Source organism: Dellaglioa algida DSM 15638, from assembly GCF_001434695.1.
GTDB classification, from domain to species: domain Bacteria; phylum Bacillota; class Bacilli; order Lactobacillales; family Lactobacillaceae; genus Dellaglioa; species Dellaglioa algida.
Map to the genome: position 1 here is coordinate 1 of NZ_AZDI01000007.1, position 17,797 is coordinate 17,797.

At 33.4% G+C, this 17,797-nt stretch carries 19 protein-coding genes; 4 read left to right on the plus strand and 15 right to left on the minus strand.

Going from position 1 to position 17,797, the window contains the following annotated elements; all coding sequences use genetic code 11:
- Positions 1–622: glucosaminidase domain-containing protein (locus tag FC66_RS05395; protein ID WP_191978438.1), on the minus strand; the 622-nt coding region annotated here is incomplete at its 3' end.
- 140 nt (positions 623–762) lie between these two features.
- The gene (locus FC66_RS05400) at positions 763–1,614 is read right to left on the minus strand and encodes a competence protein ComK (protein ID WP_057974370.1); all 852 of its coding nucleotides are present in this window, start codon (positions 1,612–1,614) and stop codon (positions 763–765) included.
- A 265-nt stretch (positions 1,615–1,879) separates the two neighbouring features.
- On the opposite strand from FC66_RS05400, the gene FC66_RS05405 reads away from it, so the two are divergent.
- From FC66_RS05405 to FC66_RS05420, 4 genes are all read left to right on the plus strand, one after another.
- Positions 1,880–2,443 (plus strand): sigma-70 family RNA polymerase sigma factor, encoded by a 564-nt coding sequence (locus tag FC66_RS05405; protein ID WP_057974371.1) that lies wholly within the window; start codon positions 1,880–1,882, stop codon positions 2,441–2,443.
- Positions 2,444–2,543: 100 nt separating this feature from the next.
- On the plus strand, positions 2,544–2,744 hold the full coding sequence (locus FC66_RS05410; protein WP_057974372.1) for a DUF1659 domain-containing protein: 201 nt from the start codon (positions 2,544–2,546) through the stop codon (positions 2,742–2,744).
- Positions 2,745–2,766: 22 nt separating this feature from the next.
- Positions 2,767–2,994, plus strand: a complete 228-nt coding sequence (locus FC66_RS05415; protein ID WP_057974373.1) for a DUF2922 domain-containing protein — start codon at positions 2,767–2,769, stop codon at positions 2,992–2,994.
- A gap of 118 nt (positions 2,995–3,112) precedes the next feature.
- Positions 3,113–4,405 (plus strand): APC family permease, encoded by a 1,293-nt coding sequence (locus FC66_RS05420; RefSeq protein ID WP_057974374.1) that lies wholly within the window; start codon positions 3,113–3,115, stop codon positions 4,403–4,405.
- Positions 4,406–4,452: 47 nt separating this feature from the next.
- On the opposite strand, the gene FC66_RS05425 is transcribed toward FC66_RS05420, so the two are convergent.
- From FC66_RS05425 to FC66_RS05485, 13 genes are all read right to left on the minus strand, one after another.
- Positions 4,453–5,265: a TIM barrel protein gene (locus FC66_RS05425; RefSeq protein ID WP_057974375.1), complete on the minus strand. Its 813-nt coding sequence runs from the start codon at positions 5,263–5,265 to the stop codon at positions 4,453–4,455.
- 160 nt (positions 5,266–5,425) lie between these two features.
- The gene (gene rfbD / locus FC66_RS05430; RefSeq protein ID WP_057974376.1) at positions 5,426–6,286 is read right to left on the minus strand and encodes a dTDP-4-dehydrorhamnose reductase; all 861 of its coding nucleotides are present in this window, start codon (positions 6,284–6,286) and stop codon (positions 5,426–5,428) included.
- A 40-nt stretch (positions 6,287–6,326) separates the two neighbouring features.
- On the minus strand, positions 6,327–7,382 hold the full coding sequence (locus FC66_RS05435; RefSeq protein ID WP_057974377.1) for an acyltransferase family protein: 1,056 nt from the start codon (positions 7,380–7,382) through the stop codon (positions 6,327–6,329).
- A gap of 32 nt (positions 7,383–7,414) precedes the next feature.
- A complete protein-coding gene (gene rfbB / locus FC66_RS05440) occupies positions 7,415–8,443 on the minus strand; it encodes a dTDP-glucose 4,6-dehydratase (protein WP_057974378.1) in 1,029 nt (342 codons plus the stop codon).
- Positions 8,444–8,461: 18 nt separating this feature from the next.
- Positions 8,462–9,043, minus strand: coding sequence for a dTDP-4-dehydrorhamnose 3,5-epimerase (rfbC, locus tag FC66_RS05445; protein WP_057974379.1), 582 nt, complete (start codon positions 9,041–9,043; stop codon positions 8,462–8,464).
- A gap of 2 nt (positions 9,044–9,045) precedes the next feature.
- Complete coding sequence (gene rfbA / locus FC66_RS05450; protein ID WP_057974380.1) at positions 9,046–9,918, minus strand: glucose-1-phosphate thymidylyltransferase RfbA; 873 nt, start codon at positions 9,916–9,918, stop codon at positions 9,046–9,048.
- Positions 9,919–10,099: 181 nt separating this feature from the next.
- A complete protein-coding gene (locus FC66_RS05455; RefSeq protein WP_057974381.1) occupies positions 10,100–11,503 on the minus strand; it encodes an MATE family efflux transporter in 1,404 nt (467 codons plus the stop codon).
- Positions 11,504–11,620: 117 nt separating this feature from the next.
- Positions 11,621–12,514, minus strand: coding sequence for a glycosyltransferase family 2 protein (locus tag FC66_RS05460; RefSeq protein WP_162253176.1), 894 nt, complete (start codon positions 12,512–12,514; stop codon positions 11,621–11,623).
- Between the two features lie 32 nt (positions 12,515–12,546).
- Entirely contained in the window at positions 12,547–13,815 is a 1,269-nt protein-coding gene (locus FC66_RS05465) for an O-antigen ligase family protein (protein WP_057974383.1), read from the minus strand.
- Positions 13,816–13,827: 12 nt separating this feature from the next.
- The gene (locus tag FC66_RS05470) at positions 13,828–14,523 is read right to left on the minus strand and encodes a glycosyltransferase (protein WP_057974384.1); all 696 of its coding nucleotides are present in this window, start codon (positions 14,521–14,523) and stop codon (positions 13,828–13,830) included.
- A gap of 20 nt (positions 14,524–14,543) precedes the next feature.
- Positions 14,544–15,377 (minus strand): glycosyltransferase, encoded by an 834-nt coding sequence (locus FC66_RS05475; RefSeq protein ID WP_057974385.1) that lies wholly within the window; start codon positions 15,375–15,377, stop codon positions 14,544–14,546.
- A 30-nt stretch (positions 15,378–15,407) separates the two neighbouring features.
- Positions 15,408–16,238, minus strand: a complete 831-nt coding sequence (locus tag FC66_RS05480) for an NAD-dependent epimerase/dehydratase family protein (protein WP_057974386.1) — start codon at positions 16,236–16,238, stop codon at positions 15,408–15,410.
- A 15-nt stretch (positions 16,239–16,253) separates the two neighbouring features.
- Complete coding sequence (locus tag FC66_RS05485) at positions 16,254–17,294, minus strand: WaaS/CpsH family glycosyltransferase (protein WP_057974387.1); 1,041 nt, start codon at positions 17,292–17,294, stop codon at positions 16,254–16,256.
- Positions 17,295–17,797 lie beyond the last annotated feature (503 nt).

Here is a 17,797-nt window from a genome sequence, read left to right on the forward strand (position 1 = left end):
ATTCAGAACCTGTTGCGTCGTTGAAGGTTACTTTTGAATAACTATTATCTAACTTATCTAATCGATACTTACTAATTAATTTATTCAAAGAATCGTGATAAGAACTACTCGTTGAGTATCTTGAACTCAATGCCTTTGTTGCAGCTTTATAATCCTTTGCGTTTTCACGCCATACACCAGAGTAATAGTTATGGTCCCAGCTCACACCGTGACGCATATGGTAAGCATAGTCATCGATTGATGCCTGTGCTGAAGGATACTTCTTAAATTTTGAAACGGCATAATATGGTTTTCCATTTTTATCGTACTCTAACGACTTTTTAGAATATGACGCCCCATAATAACTACCTTTAATTCCAAAATAATTATTTGCTTTAACTGCTAACTCACTTTGTCCATATGAACATTCAAGTAGCATTTGTGCCAACGTCACTGATGAATATAAGTTATTTTTTTTAGACGTACTTTGTATGCTAGATGACATTTTATTAATAAATTCATCTGCTGTACTTGCTTTTGCCACAGATATGTCTTGATTAATCAATGGCAAACTTGTAACCCCGACCCCAACGCCCGCTATAAACGTCGCTGTAATAATTTTTGCTATTTTTCTATTTCCCAAAATAAACTCCCCTTATTCAAATAGATCTTAATATTTTAATTCGTAACTTTGATTATATCAAAATGTGTCTCAAAATGATATGCCATTTTCTTATAATCTAATGAGAATTATATTTATATATTGCCCGATATTCCTTTCTCTCAATAACGAAGAATTCCTCTATTCATATGTGTCCAACTACATGTTTGCCTAATAAGTGAATCATCAGATGATTCGTCAGCATACCCTTTTAACGTATACGCAGCCAGCAAGTGTTTAACCTCCTTGATAAAATCAATCTTATCCACATAAATCTCACGTCTGTTCTGAACTAAAGACAAAATAGCATCATGGTATCTGAATAGAGGGATAGGATTTTCATATCCCATTTCAGCCGCAACCTTACCAGCTAAGGAAACTTGAATATCCGTAAAGAGATGGGCCAAATTCAATTGCTTAAGAAACTGTGAATAACTACTCTGAATTCGAATTCTTAATCCGTTATTAAAAAATAAATCTGTTCCCGTCTTCACATCAGAAATATTAGCTAAATGATGCCCTGCCGTCCACGATGCATCCCGTTTTGACGGTCCACAATCTGGAAACAATTGATAAAGACCACACGAATAAGGTAACGCCTGCTTCTTATTAACTAACGATCCAATCGCACGCATCGCCACATAAGTCAGAATCTTTTCATTAATTAAGCGATTCACAAAATTCGTGGTGGTGTACTTACATAGTAAAATCCCCTTATGTTTATCAAAAATAATTGAACGTAACTCATCGCGTTTATCTCTAATATGATGAATATACAACGTTGTTTCCATATTAACTTGATAATTATCCGTCACAATCCCATGTTTCGTGAAAAAATCATAATCTGTAACATCAATAATTGGGTGGTTCTCCAATAATGTCCGCCAATATTGCGCACCAACCGATAATAACCGTGTTTCCGGATAATCAATAATCTCCTCAAAATCCTGTTTTGCCTCTTCTTTCCAACTCAATAGCCCTTACTCCCTTTCTTACTTCCAATGTAATCAACAACTTGATTAATGTTACAGATTTAATCGCCCACAATCTTGTGTGAACTTAAGTGTAATTATTAAATTTATCTTAAGAAAACAATAAGTCTAGACTTTACCGGTAAACCCTCATCAAAAACCCATAAATAACGTGATTACGTTGGGTGTTTTCTGTCTTACTATCTTCGTATGCTAATTAAGAACCTTGGCCAAGGGATCTTAATTAATGAAGCGGAGTTAAACCCATATGACAAATCAATCCAATGAAGGCTTAACCTTTTTACTACAAAATAACCGAGAGAAACTAATCTTCGGTGTCTTAAAAAAAATGACCCTCAATCAATCACATCCTTCATATGATGATTTCGTACAAGAAGCACGATTAGCATTCAGTGCCGCTTACGATCATTATCCTAAAAGTATTGAAGCCAATGAACAATCTTTTATGGTTTACGCGTATCAACGGGTTTACTGGCGACTACTAGATTTAATTAACCGTCAATCGAATCAGCAGGCCCATTTAGAACCAACTGGTGACGATTCTGTTGATATAACGGATTCCATCATTGACCTCACACTACAGACTCAAGATACGATTGCTGAAAAATTATTCACCGAGCAACTTTTTAAGACCTTGTACGATTTATGCTCTAACGTTGAACAACATTATTTGGTAGATTGTTACATCAGACATAAGTCAGTCACCGAAATTGCCGCAAGTCACCACGTCAGTCGACAAACTGCCTATAACTGGCGTAATAACGTTGGTAAAAAAGCCCTACTAGTCATCGCCCAAATGAATCAAGAATAAAATTTGCCGATTTACTTTACAAACTACCTAGTTGATTCTTTATTATCTATGTAAGGCGTCGCGGCACTTATCAAATATAGCAACATGGAGGAGAACATAAATGAGTAAAACTTGGGTAAAAACAAACGTTATCGTTGAGGGATTAAGTACTGACGGGGTTGAACGTAAACGTTCATTCGCTAATATTACTGAGAATGCCTCTAACGAAGCAATTGCACAACTTGGCGCAACCGTCGCTTCACTAACAGGCGACAATACCGTTAAGATGACTATCCGCACGGAATCAAGTATTTTGGCTTAATTAAAATCAAGGGGGAACTAATATGAAACAATTAGCTTTAGCATTTAAAAATGAAGCAGGTAAAACACGTCACATGAAACTCCGTTACGTCAATACGGATTTAGATCCAGCTACAGTTAAGAAAGCCATGGAAGAAATCACGGGTTCCGACTTATTCCATCGCGATAATGAAAAAATGTTTGTGACACCAATTTCAGCACAGTTTGTTGAAACAATTGAAACACCAATCTACAAGAACGACCTAGTCTAACATTGGAGGCCAACTTAATTGTTGGCTTTTTTTGTACGCTCATAATGGCTATCCATTGCGTTTTCATATGATATTCGCTATGCTGAAATTAATCAGTTATTGGATAGGAGCAATACATATGAATAAAACAGCTAACAAAAAGATGACCTTTTTTACCGTTTTTCTACTAGGTATTAACGGCATCATTGGATCAGGAATATTCTTACTGTCCGGTCAAATATATAACGATATTGGTGCTTTCAGCATTTTCACAATCATTCTTGCAGCGTTGGCTGTCACAATGATTGTGCTTTGCTACGCCACATTAGCCAGCAAGTTTTCAGAAGACGGTGCCGCTTGGCTATACGCTTATAATGCGTTCGGTAAATTCACCGGTTTCCAAGTCGGTATTTTTACTTGGGTCTTAGGTGTCGTCACATTATCTGCTGAAATTGCCGCCTTGTTGACCGTGCTTAAAATGCTCTTTCCGGCGCTACAACAAGCACCCATTTATAATCTAACAGCGATTACCCTAGTCACTATTCTAGGCGTCATTAATTATTTTGGAACAGCAATTCTCGATCTAGCAGATAACTTGTCTTCTGCGGCAAAGGTCTTTATTATGCTACTCTTTATCATTGCCGGCGCTTTATTTGTTAAAAGTGGGCATTTTACGCCAATGATACCAGCTAATATTCAAGGTGGCACCCAACTCTTTACGAGATTCAATGCCGCATTTGGCGTGATTTTTTATATGTACACCGGCTTTTCATTCTTACCAATTGCTGCAGCTAAGATGGATAATCCTGAAAAGAATATCCCGAAGGCATTATTAAGCGTGATTGCAACGGTGACGTTACTCTATGTGTTACTTCAAACAGTTGCCGTTGGCATCCTTGGGCCAAAACTTGGTGCGTCTTCACTACCAATTGCTGAAGCGTTCAGAAGTATTTTTGGTGAATGGGGCTACACGGTCATTATTGTAGGGATGATTATTTCAATTCTTGGTGTCGCAATCTCAGTTTCTTTTAATACACCAATCGTTGCTGCTTCTCTAGCCAATGAGCACCAATTATTACCAAAAATTATTGGTAAACAAAGCAAACACAATACGCCATTTGTCGCAATTATCGCCACTTCCGTTACAAGCATTTTATTATTACTCAGTGGAAGTTACTTATTCTTGGTTTCATGTATTGTCTTCGCATCATTTGTTCAATATGTACCAACTATCTTGGCCACATTTAAGTTTAATAATGATCCAAAGTTGCCAAAGGGCTTCAAACTTCCCGGTGGTCCGATTATCCCAAGTATTGCGTTGATTGTATCGCTTTACTTACTACTTAGTTTCACTTGGAAAATTATTTTATTTGGGATTATTGTTTTAGTCTTAGGTTCTTTATTATATTGGTTTGATAATCGAAAAAAATAGACCTTAGTTTTGAAAGTTATAATTGTAGTGAGCTTTCAAAACTAGGTCTATTTTTCTATTAAATTTTGTAGATAATCGTGACTTTCAAGCATTTCACGACAATCATTCTGGTCTACTAAATCAATCTCGTATATCGAAGTTGCATCAGGATTCAATAAGGGATAAGCCTGTTTCCAGTCAATTTTTCCTTTACCTAATGTCAAACTGTCATGAAATTTACCCATTGAATCGACCAAATGATAATGCACAATATTTGGCATTAATCGTTTTAAACTTGCCTGTAAATCAGCGTTACTTCCCGATTGTTTAATAAATGCATGAGATGTATCGAAAGCTAATCGATACCCTTTTTGAAGAATAAATCGGTCCATCTCTTCAGAACCAAAATAAAATAAATCTGAAATAGAATTCTCAAACATAACGTTATTTTGACCATATTTTTGGTAATAGTCCATCCGATTAAATAACGCTGACTGCGCCTCATCAAAATTGGCATACTTGGCAATGATTGTTGGTGTTTGCTGGTTATAAGAACCATGTATCAAAGCTTGAATTGATTTATCTTTTGCTAGCTGAATTAACGTCTCTGTGCTCTCTCTAACGAATCGATATAAGTTAGGATCAGCTACTTCAGAAACGTCTAGTTCAACAGATTGCTCCCCAACCTTCATTGGATGATGCAATACGATTTTCTTCGTTGTATCTTTTACTTCATCAATCTCGTCCGATAAACGTTTTAACCCATCACCAGAAACATCATATTCGTTTAGATAGAACTCGAAGACATCTGGTTGATGTTGTAACCGATCATGAAGTTGAATCGGTTCCGTTCCTGCTTTTAAGCCTAGTGGAATTGTCATTCGAATCATCTCCTTAGTGCTATATTAGCACGAAAGATGGGATAAATAAAAAAGAACAACTTTTAATAATTCGATAAATCAAATCATTAAAAGTTGTCTCGTACTTATTCTAATATTTCAGAAGTGAGAGGCATAAATAAATTTACTTAAAATTAATACACTAATCTATCTGATTTTGCATACCCATTAATGCGTCTTTCCACGTACTTATTTCAAAACCTGTTTTTTTTGCCTTACTTAAACTCATTACAGAATATTTCGGACGTTTCGCTTTTTGCGGAAACATATCACTTGATACCGGAACAATTTCCGTATCACTATCTTTTAAAATCTCACTAGCGAAATCAAACCATGTAATTCCGCCTTTATCACTATCATTAGTCAAATGATAAATACCATATGGTACATTATCGGCACCTTCATTCGCAACTAGATACACCATGAATTCAGCCAACGTACGCGTCCATGTTGGACGTCCATGCTGATCATCAACAATCGATAAAGTTGAATGTAGTTTCGCCAATTTTTTCATTGTAAATACAAAGTTACTGCCATAATTTCCGTACACCCAAGCCGTTCGTATGAGGAATTTTTTTGAAACATTATTCATTACGGATTCCTCACCTAAAAGTTTTGCACGACCATACTCGTTGTTTGGTTTTGGAGTATCATCAACCTCGTATTCGGCATCTTTAAGTTGTCCGTCAAATACATAATCCGTAGATATATATACGAATGTTGCTCCAACTTTTTCGGCCGCAGTAGCAACATTTTTAGTTCCATCAACATTAACTTCAAAGTTAAGCTTCTTTCCCTCATCTTCTGCTTTGTCGACCGCCGTATAAGCGGCCGTATGGTAAATCACATCAGGTTTAAGCTCAGACACAAACCTACTTACCGCCATTGCATCTGTTATATCTAATTCGTTAGTACCCGTAGCAACGTACTCTGTACCCAACTCATCTAGTAAGTACCGAAGTTCAGAACCTAGCTGCCCTCTTGCACCCGTAATTAAAATCATAATAAGTCACCTCTATTTAGTATACTTCAGATAATCTTCATTATTTCAACATCATCGCTTTCTTTTCAACCAGGTTCCACGAAAGATATGCAAAAATCGAAGTAAGTAATAATGATTCTATAAATATTATTACTGGATTTACCCCTCCGCCTTGTATTAAAATCAAAACTTGCTGAATTGGAAATGCATATATATATAAACCGTATGAAAAATCACCGTAGTCTATAACTTTTTTGAAATACATAGGCAGTGCATAAGAAATATAAAAAATTATATACGTACCAAAAAAAATAAAAATAATTTGAAAAATATCAGAGTTATTACTTAACAATCCTAATAACAAAAATAATAATGAAATAACAAACCTTTTTTTAGATAATATAAATTTATCTTTATAAAAATATACTATCATTCCTACAAGAAAGGCACTCATCAGGTTAAGAACCGTTATTATCGGACCGGACATTGAAATTACATGGATTTTCAGAATCACTATGCCAATAATTGACATGATAAACAAAAAAATCGAACTTTTAAGGTTGAATTTTTTCATTAACCCTAAAACCATAATACCGATGTACGCAGCAAATTCATACTTAATGGTCCATAAAGACCCGTTAACTCCGCTGGTGTACACATTATTTTCAAATACTCCCGGCAAGTGATTTGGCAATCCAAATACTAACTCTAAGAATCCAATCCATGTTTGGCGGTTTAATAAGTAGTTACTACTCTCAAGCGTTGTAAACGTGGATCCTATGATGAATGCAACAAAAAATGCTGACACAATTAATCCAGGAAATATGCGTAGTACCCTGGCTCTTAGATATTTTTTCCAACTTTTCGTTCTGTCAAAACTCATGGAAATCAAAAAACCGCTAATAATGAAAAAAATCATAACCGCTATTAATCCCACGCTAATATTAATTTTTACTTCTGAATAAGGTAAAGTCATAGGTACGTTTAATAATGCCCATGAATGTGTCCAAAGAACTAATATTGCAGCAATTAAACGTATTAAATTTAAATTATTATTTTTTTTAACTCTATTAAAATACTCACCCAAATATTTTTTTTCATCGTTTTTATTTTGCATTTACCGTCTCCAATGTCCTTTTGTCATCCTAATTATTGTCCATTTTTAGCATAGTTAGCTTCGACTGCATCCTTCTCAGCTTTCCACCATGATTCATTATTTCTGTACCAGTCAATCGTATCTTGTAAACCAGATTTAAAATCAGTAAACTCTGGCTTCCAACCGAGTTCTTCACGTAATTTAGATGAGTCAATTGCATAACGTAAATCATGTCCAGGACGGTCTTTAACGACGTCATAGGCATCTTTAGATTGACCCATTAATTCTAAAATTAATTCTAACACGGCTTTATTATCTTGTTCGCCATCCGCACCAATTAGGTAAGTATCACCGATTTGACCTTTAGTTAAAATTGCCCAAACGGCACTTGAGTGGTCATTAGTATGAATCCAATCGCGGACATTCTTACCAGATCCATACAACTTGGGACGAATTCCACTTAAAACGTTCGTAATTTGTCGAGGAATAAATTTCTCAATATGTTGATAAGGACCATAGTTATTAGAACAATTAGAGATAGTCGCTTGTAAATTAAATGATCGTACCCATGCACGAACCAATAAATCAGAACCAGCCTTTGTTGATGAATAAGGACTACTTGGATTATAGCGCGTTTCAGGCGTGAATTTCTCGCCTTCACCCTCCCCATGTCCCGGTAAATCTTCTCGCAACGGTAGATCACCGTACACTTCATCAGTTGACACGTGATGATAACGAACATTATATTTACGACAAGCTTCTAATAAAGTATATGTTCCAATAATATTCGTCTGTATAAATGGAGAGGGATCCTTTAAAGAATTGTCATTGTGGCTTTCTGCAGCGTAATGAACCACTGCATCAGTTTTACTGACAAGTTCATCGACGAGCTTAGCGTCAGTGATATCACCGACTACTAGTTCAACACGGTCAGTAGGTAGCCCGGCTAAATTTTCTTTATTTCCAGCATAAGTCAATTTATCTAATACTGTAATATGAATATCCGGATGATTGTTGACCACATAATGAACAAAGTTAGAACCAATAAATCCAGCTCCACCTGTTACGATAATATTTTTCATTTAAACTACCTCTCCTATTTAGATTTCTCCGTATACGAACGGATTATCTTTTTCAAACTCCGTAAATGTTGGTTGCGCCGCATCTTTATCAGATGTAATTGCTTGATCAAAATCAATGGGCCAGTCAATATTTAATTCTGGCGTTTTAAATGAGATTCCACCATCCGCGGCCGCATTATAATAGCCATCGCACTTATAAAGAAAATTAACATTGTCGGTTAACGTCACAAACCCATGCGCATAACCTTTCGGTACCAATAATTGACGGTGATTACTTGCGGAAAGAATGTATCCTTCCCACTGCTTATAAGTAGGTGAACCTTCACGGACATCTACAATAACGTCCAATACGGCACCCGTTACGACGCGAATTAATTTCGTTTGTGCAGCTTCTCCACGTTGAAAATGTAACCCTCTTAAAACACCAGCTTGTGTTGATAATGAATGGTTATCTTGAATAAAATCAATATCAATCCCGGCATCTTTAAAATCTTTATCTGAATAGGATTCAGTAAAAAAGCCACGATTATCCCCGAATACTGCTGGTTCAATAATCTTAACATCTTGTAGTTTAGTTGTTGATACTTTTAATTTTCCCATTTTTATTTATCCTCTTCCGCTATGCGTAACAGATACTGACCATAGTTATTTTTTTTCAACGGTTGAGCCTGTGCAATTAATTGCTCGCGAGAAATATATCCCATTCGGTAAGCAATTTCTTCTAGGTTAGCAACCTGCATATTTTGCATTCGCTGAACAGTCTCAATAAATTGACCCGCTTCAAGCAAACTTGCATGCGTACCCGTATCTAGCCAAGCGAACCCGCGTCCCATAATTTCAACGTGTAGTTTTTCTTGTTCCAGATACACCTTATTAATATCAGTAATTTCAAGTTCACCACGAGGCGATGGCTTAATATTTTTAGCAATTTCAACGACATCATTATCGTAAAAATATAACCCGGTTACAGCAAAGTCACTTTTTGGATGTTCCGGTTTTTCAACGAGCGAAATTGCTTTATAATTTTCATCAAATTCAACAATCCCAAAACGTTCAGGATCTCGTACTTGATAGCCAAACACAGTTGCTCCCTCTGGTTTAGTTACAGCCCGTTCAAGCATTTTAGTTAAACCAGTACCGTGATAAATATTATCCCCTAAAATAAGAGCCACACTATCGGTACCAATAAATTTGGCACCAATAATAAAGGCCTGAGCTAATCCCTCTGGTTTAGGTTGGACTGCATATTCCAAATTAATCCCAAATTCAGAGCCATCTCCCAGTAATTCTCTAAAACGCGGAGTATCTTCGGGCGTCGAAATAATTAAAATATCCTTAATTCCAGCCAACATCAATGTCGATATTGGGTAATAAATCATCGGTTTGTCATAAATTGGCATAAGCTGTTTACTTGATGCACGTGTCAGTGGGTATAAACGTGTCCCACTACCTCCTGCTAGTACTATTCCCTTCATAATAACTTCCTCCTGTGTATAACAATTAGTCTTTCATCTTTATTCTAACACAATATTTTGGTACTTCATTTGATAATATTTTATATAATTGATTTTAAGCATTAAATTAATACTCAAGAAGGATATTTAAACAAAGTTCGGACTATTTAAATAATTAAGTTAACTTCTTAAAAAAATAATACTAAATTTCATTTTTAATATTGTTTATTGCAATTATTATTGACTTCTTCTTTACCAAGAAATAAATAATTAACATTACCGTATAAATTATTATTGAAATTTTCATAGATAAATACCACGTAGTTAAAATAAATCCAGCAACCATTGTCGTTTCAACTAGTATTTCAAAAATTACGTTAACATTCAACCTCAATTGAATATACAACTCAGAAATTATACTTCTAAATGCCATAACAACTATTATAGAAAACATCGTCATAGTTAAACTATGATAATATAACACACTAATAACGGTTAGCATGGCGCTTAGACCTACTGACATTAAATTAATAATTAATAATTGTTTCTCCATTCTCAAAGTTTTGAAAAAAGTGTTCGATAGTATTTCGAACTTTCCCTGGTAAATAACCATCGGAAAAAGAATAGATAAATACATTAAAGCATCATCGTATCTAGGTAACCATCTTGGGATAATCCAATTAATTGGAAAATACAGAAGCACACCAACGAGTAAAAAAAACATTAATAAATCACGAATTCCCGAGTACACTTGTGCCATATTATCAACATTTATTCTTCTCAACGTAGGAAATAAAACCAGGCTAATTGCCGTAATAAAAATCATCAATAAATTTGATATGCTCAACGTTAACGAGATTTTCCCAAAGGTTTCGACGTCCCAGCCACGCTGAATTCCAAATCTAATAACACCAATAATTAACATCGCTGAAAAATTTGCTAGTAAAAGTTTATATCCAACTTTCAAATTTTCTTTTGTTTCCTCGAACGTCATATGATTAAATTTCCATGATGCCCGTAATATTTCTCTACACTGAAATGCAACATATATCGTCGAAAATAATACGGCAATAATATAACTAATAATGAATATTTTAAAATTTTTAAAACCAAGTATTAGAAATAAAATTATTAATATGCTATACGTTACTGACTGAATCATAGTACCAAACGCATATTTTGTAATTCTATTTGTGGCTTGCAAAATATACAAAAAAAACGTTTGAATATTTTGAATTACAATTGCAATTGAAATCATATACCAAATAAATTGAGTATTCCCTTTATATACAAGGCTTGTTATAAGAAAGACGGTTAACCCAAAGAGAATTAAAACAATAGACAATAATTTTAATTGCGCGTTAAATAGCTCCTTATCCAACTTGTTATATTTTTCACCACCATAACGTAAATATATCCCATCAAGCCACCCTAAATGTACCAATCCTACATATCCAACATAAAAAATAAATAGTTGAAACAATCCATATTCTTGGACGCCAACTATCTTAGGAATAATTAAGATTACAAGTGTTGATATAATCATTTGAATGAGGTTAGAGGCAATAGTATAAGAAAAATTTTTTATTAAAGTTGATAGTTTCATAGAATATTCCTTTCTTACGGTATCTGCCTATTTTTATGTCAATGGTGTTGTCTCCCGTCATTAATTAACAGCTCGCCCCAAAAGCCAGCAACTTCAACATTTTTTTAATCATCTAGTCTAGATTATTTTAATAATAAAAAATAAATTTTGTAATACTCCGTGAACACGTTTTTTTGAGAGGAATTTTAATTTTAAACCAAAATTTATTTTTTTCTTTTTTAGAATAATATCAAATAATTTTCTAGTATTCAGATCAATATCATCCTTGTATAACTCCCAAAAATATTGGGCTTGTATAAATGTTCCTTCAACGTCTTTTTTTGTATTATCAATAAAGTAACAAATTTTATTAACTTTTTTTAATTTAGAATATCGTGATACGCTTGCTCCCAGCACATTGGCATCATGCTGTCTATACATCATAGTATCCTCGTCTAAAAATTTAACAACCCCGAATTGACTTGCCACTAGCGTTATCCACCAATCATGCATAGAGATGAAAGAGGTGTTTAAATTTTCTGTCTCCATAACTTTATCACGCAGTGCCTTATTTCCTATTATTGTCGCCCCTGTCACTTGATTCTCAAGTAATAATTTTTCAAATGTTATATCCTTAATTTTGACCCTTTTAGAACTTCTAATTTTTTTCAAATTTACGTCAACAACACATAGACCCGTAAAGCCTAGTACGGGCACGTCATCAAAATCTTTAATTAAATTAATTGACTTAACAATCTTGTCTTTCTTCCAAACATCATCCTGATCCGAGAACATAAAAAAAGGAGCTGTACTACGCCTTAATAATTGAAAGAAAGAGCCTTTTGCCCCGATATTTCCCTGCTTCTCAATTAATTTAATACGTGAATCTAATTTCAAATAATATGCAATAATATCCATTGTATGATCAGTTGACCCATCGTCCCGGATTAATAACTCCCACTCTTGAAATGTTTGATTTCTAATTGAATTTATTTGCTCTTTTAAATATTTTTCCCCATTATACGTTGCCATTAATATTTGGACCTTTTTTTGAATTACAATTTTCATATATTATTCTCCACCCTGATTACGTTCAATATTGTTAAACTTATAACTAAATATCCTATCCCAATCGGATTATTTAAAACCGGATTGAACCAATTTACAATTGATAATGATACCATGCTTAAAAAAATTGACAGTCCTAACATACGAATTGTTGTATCGCTATTCTTTAATTTTAAAAGTCCATCATAACTGGCTCGGACAATAAGTGACCCATAAATAAATAAACCAATAATTCCTGTGTTCATAAGTAACTGTATCCAGGCCGATTCGAACTGGGACATTACTCGAGTGCCCATAACCGTTGATAATACTACTTCTTTCCCCAGTCCCATACCAAAGAAAGGATGTGACTTCCATAAATTTAATAAAACTTGCCTTTGTTGTTTTTTTACTAATGAGCTGATATCTTTCGATCCCGTTCTTAATTGGAAAACCTTCATTATTGTATCTTTTTCAAAATAAGCCACACACAACAATGCTATGATTCCTATTACAATTGTACTCATTTTCAAGCGTCTCCACTGCAATATCAAAACTATCAATAAAACAACAGCTGCACCCAGCCATATACCCATTGTGTAACTAAATATGGTTGCCAACCCAAGAATTACAAGCTTTACGGATGATCTAATTAAATTTTTCTGATAACTATTAACGATAATTAATAATTGATTGCCAAAAGCAACCATTATTAATATTGACCCTTTAAAAAATACTCTTGGCGTTGTTCCGGAATAACCAATGAGTCCCAATCCATATTTTTCCATGAAGTTTGCCAAAATGGTGTAGCTGTATCCAGCATTCAATGCGATATTCAAAATTATTATAAAAATTGATAATATAACCGCGCACTCATTAAATACGTTAAATACTTTCAATGCCTGTTCTTTAGTTCTTATTACACTCGCAAAGGGAAAGAAAAGTAGTAAAAATATATATGCTTGAAAATTACCAATAATATTAGTAATACTATTACTGTAAAAAAAGCCGATAATACCAGCCACCATTAACATTAAAAACACCAAAATAATATGTAAACTATATCTTGTATTTGTTAATGCACTTTTTGTTAATTCACTGCTTGATGACGTCTGGCTTTTGTATCCTTCATTGTATATCCAGTAAAACATACCCAGTCCGAACAATATGTATCTTTCAGATATGCTATTATCTCCAATAATAATTAATCTGCCCGCGCCACCTAATACCAACTCTACAACGATTAATGTGAATAATATTGGTACTTTAACATCTTTTTTTAGCATTCTACCACCTTTTCAATGTACATTAGAAATAAGAACTCTAAACATAATTTGTGCACCAATTATTACCCTCATAATAACTTTTTTAAGAAACGTATTTTTTTTTGTGCCGGTTAAATTGTCACCATGTCTTCGATAATTCACCAGAGGTTCTTTTATAAAAGTAACCTCCTTATGTTTTAATTCTGTCATTAATCCAATCCACCAGTCATGCATCGGAACATGCCCAGGAAAGGGCATTATCTCAAACAACCATTCTCGTCGAACTGACATCATTGCACCAATATAAGTATTTTTTTTTAGATTACTTAAAAATCCACTACGCCACTCAACATGTTCAATGAAGCCATTACCGTTACTATATATATTTTTATAATCAGTAATAACAACATCAGAATAATTCATAGCCTGACGTATTTTTTCAACTCGCTTTAATTCCCACAGATCATCTTGATCGGAAAAAATAATTATTTCATTTTCAGATGTTTTGATGGCATTTTCAAAGTTTTTAATAACTCCTTTGTGTGGTCCATCCACTAACTTTATTCTCTTATCCTTAAATGACTTCACAATTTCTTTCGTTTTATCGTTAGAACCATCATCTGATATTATAATTTCATCATTTCCATTTAATTGTATCAATATGCTGTTTAGTTGATCAAAAATATATTTTTCACCATTATATACTGCCATTACTACCGATACATTCATATTAATTTTCCTTACAAATTTTATTTTAACCTTATCATTTTAAATATCTCGTTCAAAAACGAAACATTTTTATGCAACACACCGAGACGGAGTGCCCTATAAAATATCTTCATCCAAAAATAACATTTACTGCCGGAAACATTTTCGGTGAAAATCTTATAATCCACAATATATTTCGAAAATCTAAATATATCACCTTGATAATTATTATGATTATCATTCGAAAATTTTTGTCTTAACACATTACTGGAAACAAAAATGTCTCCAAATTGATTGTTATACCTTATTACTAAATCATGATCCAGATAGTCGATAAACATTCTGTCATCATACGTACCTAGTTCAATAAATGTATTAATTTCAATTGCCAAGCCAGAATTAATTGCCGTTAATTTTTTTTTAAATCCTAATCCCTTAACGGGGTTTGTTATTTTAGATCTTTTATATGACCTCGGAGACATTTGCCCCCTATCAGAATACACGGTCGGCACAATCAGTTTTGCCGCTTCATTATTTTGAATATCCGTCCGTAGTTGTTCAAGATAATGACCCATTAAAGTCGTATCTTGATCCCAAAATACAACCCAATTAAATTGAGATTGAAAGTCTATAACTCGATTATACGCCTTGCTTAATCCTAAATTACCGCCCGAATTCAGATAATTACAATACGTGCTTAAATCAGCCGTTTGTTTATTTTCTCTGGAAATGTTTTCATCAGTAGAATTATCAACAATTAAAATTTGAGTATTCTGTTCTAATTCATTTTTTATACCTTCAAAAATTGGGGAATCAGTAATTAATAAATTGTAAATGACGATAACATTTATTATTTTAATTTCACCATAGCGCATTTATCTAAGTACTCCTTTGTTAATGATAGATTACCTTATATTTTTCATTATGATTTCTAATTTATCATTGTTCCCCCAAATTGCTTTAGAGTCATAAGGTCTGTCAGGGAAAACCCCATAATTTAGTTTGATTTTTATATTATTTTCTTTAATAAACTGTTCAACTCTATCAGCTAATTTCATTGGTGAACCACTAGCGATGTTTATAATGCCTAGAACCTCAAACTGGATAACTGTTTGTGCAACATACTCGACAAAATCTGGATAATCTAAAAAATCAAATTGATTCTGCCCCATCGTAAATGGAAATTCAAGATTCCCATTTTGCTCTGCTTGAACAATTTTCGAGAAAATCGAATTTCCGTAGGCACCGTTTGATACGATGTAAAATCCGCGTAACCACTGAACACTGATATCTAAATTATTAGTTAGAACGTCTACCGCATTCCTCAGAGCATTTTTAGAAATTCCGTACATATTAAGTGGGTTTGCAGGTGTATTTTCATTGACACTCCCTTCATGAAATCCGACTTCATGCATGGAACCCATAATCGATAAATGTTTTAGCCCACCATTGACTAAATCTTGTATAAACTTTACGTGTTTTGGTAAGTCAGCTATATGTGAAATAGCATTATGTTTAAATCCATCTCTCCAGGCCAAATGAACTACTATATCTGGATTTCCAAAAAAGGTCATTGGATCTGACTCAGCAAATAAGTCAGCATTTATAATTTGAGAAACGTTTAAATCTGAGGGCACCTTGAAACCCGTAGCAACGACATAATGACCCATTTTTTCAAGCTTTTCGGCAACGCCTCGTCCAATAAATCCACTAGCACCAGTAACCAATATTTTCATAACACTACCTTCTCTCTAGTCAGTATCTTTATTTATATAAAATTTATTTTCATCAAAATTTTCATCGAAAATATCCCTTATCCAGTGTTGAATTGAATATTCATCCAACACTTTCTGGTCGATCGGTATAAATTCGGTTTTAAAGAACGAATCGGGAATTCTAATGTGTTTTTCCTCACGATTAAAATAAAAAATATTATTTTCATTATAAAAATTATAATTAACTATATATGAATTCGTGGTTATTATTTTTTTTTGAGCAGCCGTCATTTCAAAGGTTCTCATAGTAAGTCCAACGTTTTTTGGGTGCTGAGCGTCTAATATTGCAACAGTTTCTTCTGAAACTCGCGCAATATCTTTGGAATCCATTTTTATAAATGAAAATTCATTTACATTGGCACTCCGATATTCATAATTTAGTATCTTTTTAAAATAAAATACCCATTTTTTTTGAAGATAGTTAAATTCAAACATTTTTTTATTGTTTTCAATTGCATATTTCCTAATTTTTTTTATAATCGCGTACCTATCGGAATGTACAGTCCCAATACTAGAAATATCGTATTTCTTATGCGAAATATGCTTATCATCATTAGTATATTCATCAATATAAAATAGTGGTCGAAATATAAACTTTTTATACTTTTTACAATCAAGTTGATCATATGAATATATAGTGTCAAAATATCGAAACTTATTTTTAATGCCCTTAATATTGCTGACAGAATCCCATAAATACAAAATTGTTTTTATATCAGGATTATTTTTTTTTATTTTTTTCATTATATTAATTGGGATCATTTGTCCCTCAATAACAAACAGGTAATCAAGCTTGTTCGTATTATTAATTATTTTAGAATAATATACTTGGCTTTGTATCGCTAACAGACGAGGGTGGATTTTTAAAATAGATCTCCCAATGGTCCCTTGAACCGATCTTTGATCAAACCATTCTACATTTGCGCCCATCTTTTCCAATTGTTTTGTAATTTCATTCTCATATTTAAAAAAGCGGGGACAAAAAAATAATATATGTCTTCCTTTAATATCATCCATGAATCATCACTATTCCTTTTCTACTATGATTTACTTTCAACCGCACAAGTCGTTCATTACTTTCAGATATTCGGTTTAATTTTAGTTACACATCTTTATCTTTCTCTTCTCATGCGCATTAATTAAATTATGTTGACCCATATTATTAAACCAAGTAGTCGAGAAAATAGTACAAACGAATTATATTACCAATGAGATTAATTTTAAATACTGCAGCGTTTGGATGTCTCATACACTTTGCCACGTAATCTAATTGAGAAACCAACATTGTTCCATGATTTAATCAATTAAATATCCGCTCGATTACCACAATTATGTCTTGAACTTTGATTCGTATAATATTAAATTTAAATCTTTTAACATCTGAAGTCCTTTTATTTTAAGATTCCCTCATTATCTATAAAAACCTTAAAAAAATACAATTATTATCTAGAAAATAGATACGTTATTGTTATCTCCGTAAATATAATGTTATACAATATCCTCGTTTTATAATATTTTAC

Bases quoted from the DNA above. Each gene is read 5' to 3' on its own strand.
- FC66_RS05455 (WP_057974381.1), bottom strand. From the start codon at position 11,503: ATGAAACTATCAACTTTAATAAAAAATTTTTCTTATACTATTGCCTCT.
- rfbC (WP_057974379.1), bottom strand. From the start codon at position 9,043: ATGGGAAAATTAAAAGTATCAACAACTAAACTACAAGATGTTAAGATT.
- FC66_RS05410 (WP_057974372.1), top strand. From the start codon at position 2,544: ATGAGTAAAACTTGGGTAAAAACAAACGTTATCGTTGAGGGATTAAGT.
- FC66_RS05405 (WP_057974371.1), top strand. From the start codon at position 1,880: ATGACAAATCAATCCAATGAAGGCTTAACCTTTTTACTACAAAATAAC.
- FC66_RS05485 (WP_057974387.1), bottom strand. From the start codon at position 17,294: ATGGATGATATTAAAGGAAGACATATATTATTTTTTTGTCCCCGCTTT.
- FC66_RS05460 (WP_162253176.1), bottom strand. From the start codon at position 12,514: ATGGCAACGTATAATGGGGAAAAATATTTAAAAGAGCAAATAAATTCA.
- FC66_RS05420 (WP_057974374.1), top strand. From the start codon at position 3,113: ATGAATAAAACAGCTAACAAAAAGATGACCTTTTTTACCGTTTTTCTA.
- FC66_RS05435 (WP_057974377.1), bottom strand. From the start codon at position 7,382: ATGCAAAATAAAAACGATGAAAAAAAATATTTGGGTGAGTATTTTAAT.
- rfbB (WP_057974378.1), bottom strand. From the start codon at position 8,443: ATGAAAAATATTATCGTAACAGGTGGAGCTGGATTTATTGGTTCTAAC.
- FC66_RS05415 (WP_057974373.1), top strand. From the start codon at position 2,767: ATGAAACAATTAGCTTTAGCATTTAAAAATGAAGCAGGTAAAACACGT.
- FC66_RS05470 (WP_057974384.1), bottom strand. From the start codon at position 14,523: ATGAATGTATCGGTAGTAATGGCAGTATATAATGGTGAAAAATATATT.
- rfbA (WP_057974380.1), bottom strand. From the start codon at position 9,918: ATGAAGGGAATAGTACTAGCAGGAGGTAGTGGGACACGTTTATACCCA.
- rfbD (WP_057974376.1), bottom strand. From the start codon at position 6,286: ATGATTTTAATTACGGGTGCAAGAGGGCAGCTAGGTTCTGAACTTCGG.
- FC66_RS05480 (WP_057974386.1), bottom strand. From the start codon at position 16,238: ATGAAAATATTGGTTACTGGTGCTAGTGGATTTATTGGACGAGGCGTT.
- FC66_RS05425 (WP_057974375.1), bottom strand. From the start codon at position 5,265: ATGACAATTCCACTAGGCTTAAAAGCAGGAACGGAACCGATTCAACTT.
- FC66_RS05465 (WP_057974383.1), bottom strand. From the start codon at position 13,815: ATGCTAAAAAAAGATGTTAAAGTACCAATATTATTCACATTAATCGTT.
- FC66_RS05475 (WP_057974385.1), bottom strand. From the start codon at position 15,377: ATGCGCTATGGTGAAATTAAAATAATAAATGTTATCGTCATTTACAAT.